Origin of the sequence: Bradyrhizobium sp. (assembly GCF_047605465.1) — a bacterium.
Taxonomy (GTDB): domain Bacteria; phylum Pseudomonadota; class Alphaproteobacteria; order Rhizobiales; family Xanthobacteraceae; genus Bradyrhizobium.
This window is the reverse complement of record NZ_JASGFS010000120.1, coordinates 1-5,774: the sequence shown is the minus strand read 5'-3', so window position 1 is coordinate 5,774 and position 5,774 is coordinate 1. Positions and strand designations below refer to the sequence as shown.

General features: G+C 64.1%; 7 protein-coding genes. All 7 read left to right on the top strand.

Annotation, left to right across the window (positions count from 1 at the left end; all coding sequences use genetic code 11):
- On the top strand, positions 1 to 1,001 hold a 1,001-nt coding region (locus QM712_RS35925; RefSeq protein ID WP_415027883.1), incomplete at its 5' end, for a thiamine pyrophosphate-dependent enzyme.
- A gap of 153 nt (positions 1,002 to 1,154) precedes the next feature.
- Positions 1,155 to 2,126: a threonine dehydratase gene (locus tag QM712_RS35920; RefSeq protein WP_415027882.1), complete on the top strand. Its 972-nt coding sequence runs from the start codon at positions 1,155 to 1,157 to the stop codon at positions 2,124 to 2,126.
- Between the two features lie 23 nt (positions 2,127 to 2,149).
- The gene (gene ilvN, locus QM712_RS35915; RefSeq protein WP_415027881.1) at positions 2,150 to 2,692 is read left to right on the top strand and encodes an acetolactate synthase small subunit; all 543 of its coding nucleotides are present in this window, start codon (positions 2,150 to 2,152) and stop codon (positions 2,690 to 2,692) included.
- Positions 2,693 to 2,695: 3 nt separating this feature from the next.
- Positions 2,696 to 3,385 (top strand): class I SAM-dependent methyltransferase, encoded by a 690-nt coding sequence (locus QM712_RS35910; RefSeq protein ID WP_415027880.1) that lies wholly within the window; start codon positions 2,696 to 2,698, stop codon positions 3,383 to 3,385.
- Between the two features lie 53 nt (positions 3,386 to 3,438).
- A complete protein-coding gene (locus QM712_RS35905; RefSeq protein ID WP_415027879.1) occupies positions 3,439 to 4,314 on the top strand; it encodes an EamA family transporter in 876 nt (291 codons plus the stop codon).
- A gap of 7 nt (positions 4,315 to 4,321) precedes the next feature.
- Entirely contained in the window at positions 4,322 to 4,924 is a 603-nt protein-coding gene (locus QM712_RS35900; RefSeq protein WP_415027878.1) for a LysE family translocator, read from the top strand.
- A 132-nt stretch (positions 4,925 to 5,056) separates the two neighbouring features.
- Positions 5,057 to 5,774: ketol-acid reductoisomerase (gene ilvC, locus QM712_RS35895; protein ID WP_415027877.1), on the top strand; the 718-nt coding region annotated here is incomplete at its 3' end.

Here is a 5,774-nt window from a genome sequence, read left to right as displayed (position 1 = left end):
GCAAGAACTGGCTCGGCATGCTGGGCATGCACGGCACCTACGAAGCCAACATGGCGATGCATGATTGCGACGTCATGCTGTGCGTCGGCGCACGCTTCGACGACCGCATCACCGGTCGCGTCGATGCGTTCTCGCCCGGCTCGAAGAAGATCCACATCGACATCGATCCTTCCTCGATCAACAAGAACATCCGCGTCGACGTCCCGATCATCGGCGACTGCGGCAATATCCTCGGCGATATCCTCCAGGTGTTCAAGGCGGAGGCGAAGAAGCCCGACATCAAGGCGTGGTGGCAGCAGATCACGCAGTGGCGCGCCCGCAACTCGCTCTATTACCGGAAGAGCAACGACGTCATCCTGCCGCAGCACGCGATCCAGAGCCTGTTCGAGGCGACGCGCGGCAAAGATACCTACATCACGACCGAAGTCGGCCAGCACCAGATGTGGGCGGCGCAGTTCTACGGCTTCGAGGAGCCGCACCGCTGGATGACGTCGGGTGGTCTCGGCACCATGGGCTACGGCCTGCCGGCCGCGGTCGGCGTGCAGGTGGCGCATCCGGACAGCCTCGTCATCGACATCGCGGGCGACGCCTCGGTGCAGATGACGATGCAGGAAATGTCGACGGCGGTTCAATACGAGCTGCCGATCAAGATCTTCATCCTGAACAACCAGTACATGGGCATGGTCCGGCAGTGGCAGCAACTGCTCCACGGTAATCGCCTGTCGCATTCCTATTCGGAGGCGCTGCCGGATTTCGTCAAGCTCGCGGAAGCCTATGGCGGCGTCGGCCTGCAGGTGCACAAGCCTTCAGATCTCGACGGCGCCATCCAGGAGATGATCTCGATCAAGCGCCCGGTGCTGTTCGACTGCCGCGTCGCGGCGCTGGAAAACTGCTTCCCGATGATCCCGTCCGGCAAGGCACACAACGAGATGCTGCTGCCGGAGCAGGCCAACGACGAGGCCACCGCGAAGGCGTTCGCCGGCGGCAAGGCTCTGGTGTGAGCGCGATGGTCACAAACTCCACTGTCATCGCCCGGCTCGACCGGGCGATCCAGTACGCCGCGGCCCCTCGATTGATCTCGGGGGCCACGGAATACTGGATCCCCGCCTTCGCGGGGATGACGGCTGCCAGAGGTGAGTGATGGAAGGACTTCGATGTTTGACCTGACCGAACTCGAGCGCGCACATGCGATCGTCGGGCAGGCGGTGCCGGCAACACCGGCGCGCGGCTGGCCTTTGCTCGCGGCACGGCTCGGCACGCGTGTCGTGGTCAAGCACGAGAACCACACGCCGATCGGCGCCTTCAAGGTGCGCGGCGGGCTCGTCTATCTCGACCGGCTGAAGCGTGAGCGGCCGGACACGCCCGGCATCATCTCGGCGACGCGCGGAAATCACGGCCAGAGCCTGGCTTTTGCCGCGAGCCGCCACGGCGTGCCCGCCGTGATCTACGTGCCGCGGGGCAACTCGGTCGAGAAGAACCGCGCGATGAAGGCCTTCGGTGCCGAGCTCGTCGAGCACGGTGAGGACTTCCAGGCTGCACGCGAGGAAGCCGAGCGTCGCGCGCAGTTCGCAGGACTGCATATGGTGCCGTCGTTCCATCCCGACCTTGTGCTCGGCGTGGCGACTTATGCGCTCGAGCTGTTCAGGACGGCGCCCGATCTCGACATCCTCTATGTGCCGATCGGTCAGGGCTCCGGCATCTGCGGCTGCATCATGGCGCGTGACTTGCTGGGTCTGAAGACCGAGATCGTCGGGGTGCAGTCGACCGAAGCGCCGTCCTACGCGCTGTCGTTCGCAGCCGGCAGGATCGTGACGACTGAGACCAGCAACACGCTCGCCGACGGCATGGCCACACGCATCCCGGACGCCGATGCGTTCGCTTTGATCCGCAAAGGGGCCTCGCGCATCGTCGAGGTCACCGACGACGAGATCGCTGCCGCGATCCGCGCCTACTGGACTGATACGCACAATCTTGCCGAAGGCGCCGGTGCTGCCTCGCTCGCCGCAGCGCTTCAGGAAAAGACAAAGATCGCAGGAAAGCACGTCGGCCTCGTGCTGTCCGGCGGCAATATCGATTTCGATCTGTTCCGCCGTTGGGTCGGAACGGACGCGCCGGCGATGGCGTGACGGAGAGACAAGAGGGGACGATCATGAACCAGCCCGCATCCGCCTATTTCATCGAGGACCGCCACGATCCGAACGAGACGCACACGCTTTCCGTGCTCGTGCAGAACGAGCCGGGCGTGCTCGCGCGCGTCATCGGCCTGTTCTCGGGGCGCGGCTACAACATCGAGAGCCTGACGGTCTCGGAGACCGAGAGCCAGAAACATCTCTCGCGCATCACCATCGTCACCACGGGAACCCCGATGGTGATCGAGCAGATCAAGCATCAGCTCGACCGCATGATCCCGGTCTATCGCGTCGTCGACATGACCCAGACGAAGCGTTCGATCGAGCGCGAGCTGGCGATGGTGAAGGTGCGCGGCGAGGGCGACCACCGCGTCGAAGCCCTGCGGCTGGCGGATGCGTTCCGCGCCCGCGTGATCGACGCCACGACCGAGAGCTTTGTGTTCGAGATCACAGGCAATACGGACAAGATCAATCAATTTATCGACCTGATGCGCCCGCTCGGCCTCGTCGAGGTGTCGCGCACGGGAGTTGCCGCGATCGGTCGCGGGCCTGAAGGGATGTGAACCATGCTGGCGCGCGACTGGTACTACAATGAACGGAACCGAATGGGCATCGAGCCCGCGGTGGCGTCGATCTACGACAGCCACGACGATGCCGATCTGCGTGCGCGCGCCGCATTGAAAGTGCTGGGGGTCCAGCGCGGCTGGCGGATTGCCGACATCGGCTGCGGCAACGGCGTGCTCGCGACCGAAGCTGCACTCATGGGCGCCGAGGTCGACGCTATCGACATCTCGCCGGCGATGCTGGCGCTCGCCGAAATCTACGCCCGGGACCGCAAGGCGCCCGTGCGCACGCAATCGGCCGGTCTGCTCAGCTTCTCCTACCGACCGGAATCCTACGACCTGATCGTCAGCGAGTTCACGCTGCACCACCTGCCGGATTTCTGGAAAGCGGTGGCGATGTCGCGGATCTATCGCGCGCTGAAGCCGGGTGCGAGCTTCTACCTGCGCGACATCGTCTACGCCGCGATGCCCGACGCGATCGAGCGCGACGTCGAGCAATGGGCGGACTTCCAGATCAAGAACCATGATTTCTCACGCGATAGCGTGGTGACGCATATGCGGGACGAGTATTCCACCTTCGGCTGGGTCATGGAGCGGATGCTGACCGATGTCGGCTTCACGCTCGTCTCGGCCGATTACCATGCGCCCATGCATGGCACCTATCTAGTGCGCAAACCCAATCCCTCCACCTGACGGCCAGACGACAGCAAGCAGAGCGGCACGACAGAGCAGAACCAAGACCAACAATGAAGCCGGCCGATATCCTCATCGCCCTCCTGGTGGCGGTCATCTGGGGGCTTGCCTTCGTGGCGAGCCGGATCGCGCTCGACGAGTTTTCGCCGGAGCTGATGACGGCGATGCGCTTCATCATCGCCGCGGTGCCGTGTCTCTTCGTTCGCAAGCCCGAGATCGCCTGGTCGCTCTTGATCGCGATCAGCTTCACGCTGTTCCTCGGCCAGTTCCTGGCCCAGGCCTATGGCATCGCCCACGGCGTGCCGGTGGGTCTCACCAGCGTCGTGGTGCAGAGCCAGGCCCTGTTCACCATCGGCCTTGCCGCGATCGCGTTCGGCGAGCGGCCATCGCCGATGCAGACGCTGGGCATCGTGATCGCGGCAGCCGGCCTCCTGATGATCTGCGGCACCGTCGGCTATGATTTCACTGTCGGCGCCTTTGCCGTGCTGATGGTCTCGCCGGTCTGCTTCGCCGTCGGCAACATCCTGCTGCGGGGCGCGCGCGGCGTACCGATGTTCGACCTGTTCGCCTGGTTGTGTCTCACCGCGGCGGTGCCTCTGTTCGTGCTCGCACTGGTGGTCAACGGACCGGCGCCGACCTGGCACGCGCTGTCCCATATGTCGCTCACCGGCTTTGTCTGCCTGCTGGTGATCGGAGCCATTTCGACCAGCATCGCCTATTGGCTCTGGGGCCGGCTGTTGCGGGACTACGCGGCGGCGCAAGTGGTGCCGTTCGCGCTGCTGGTCCCGTTCGTCGGTTCGGCCGCCTCCAGCATCGTATTCGGCGAAAAATTCGGTCCGCTGCGGCTGGCGGGCATGCTGACGGTGGTCGGCGGCATCGCCGTGATGGTGCTGGCACGGCGCCGGCAGCCATTGCCGAAGACGGCGTGAGGCGCAGATGTCCCAGTCGCTCCTCTATGCCTTCGTCATCTTTGCCCTCGTGATGTTCTTCACGCCGGGACCGAACAACATCATGCTGCTGTCGTCGGGGCTGACCTACGGATTCCGCCGCACCATCCCGCACATCGCGGGCATCACGATCGGCTTCGCCTTCATGGTCGCTGCGGTCGGCCTCGGGCTTGGCGCGGTTTTCCTGGCCTATCCGATCCTCCAGACCATCCTGAAATATGCCGGCGCGGCCTACCTGATTTACCTGTCGGCGGTGATTGCCTTCTCCGGTCCGGCGAAGCCGGGCGACGAGGATGGGCGAGGTCCGATGACCTTCTGGGGCGCGGCGATGTTCCAGTGGATCAACGCCAAGGGCTGGGTCATCGTCATCGGCACCATCACTGCCTATGCGGCGATTGCCCGGTTTCCGTTCAATATCGCGATCCAGACCCTGGTCAGCCTGCTCGTCGGCACGGTTTCAACCGTGGTCTGGGCCTTTTTCGGCACTGCGCTGCGGCCGGTGCTGACCTCGGAGCGGCTGGTCCGCGTCTTCAATATCGTCATGGCGATCCTGCTCCTGGCATCGCTCTACCCTGTCTTCATGGATGCATGATGCCGCAGTTTTCCATGCAGAAACGGGTTTCCCAGGGGGCTGAAAATGCTCTAGACAGCCCCCGAAATCCGCAAATTTCACCGTCCGAGACCTGACCAACGGCCGATTCTGGCCCCTAACGAGGAAACGACTATGCGTGTTTATTACGATCGCGACGCCGACCTGAACCTGATCAAGGGCAAGAAGGTCGCCATCGTCGGCTACGGCAGCCAGGGTCACGCCCATGCGCTGAACCTGAAGGATTCCGGCGTCAAGGAAGTGGCGATTGCGCTGCGCAAGGGCTCGGCCTCGGCCAAGAAGGCGGAGAACGCGGGCTTCAAGGTGATGGAAGTCGCCGAAGCCGCCAAATGGGCCGACCTCGTCATGATGCTGACCCCCGACGAGCTCCAGGGCGACATCTATCGCGAGCACCTGCACGACAACATGAAGAAGGGCGCAGCTCTCGTCTTCGCCCACGGCCTCAACGTCCACTTCAACCTGCTCGATCCCCGCGCCGACCTCGACGTGCTGATGATCGCCCCGAAGGGCCCCGGCCACACCGTGCGCTCCGAGTATCAGCGCGGCGGCGGCGTGCCCTGCCTGATCGCGATCGCCAAGGACGTCTCGGGCAATGCCCATGACCTCGGCCTGTCCTACGCTTCCGCTGTCGGCGGTGGCCGCGCCGGCATCATCGAGACCACCTTCAAGGAAGAGTGCGAGACCGACCTGTTCGGCGAGCAGGTGGTGCTCTGCGGCGGCCTGGTCGAGCTGATCAAGGGCGGTTACGAGACCCTCGTCGAGGCCGGCTACGCTCCTGAGATGGCCTATTTCGAGTGCCTGCACGAAGTGAAGCTGATCGTCGACCTGATCT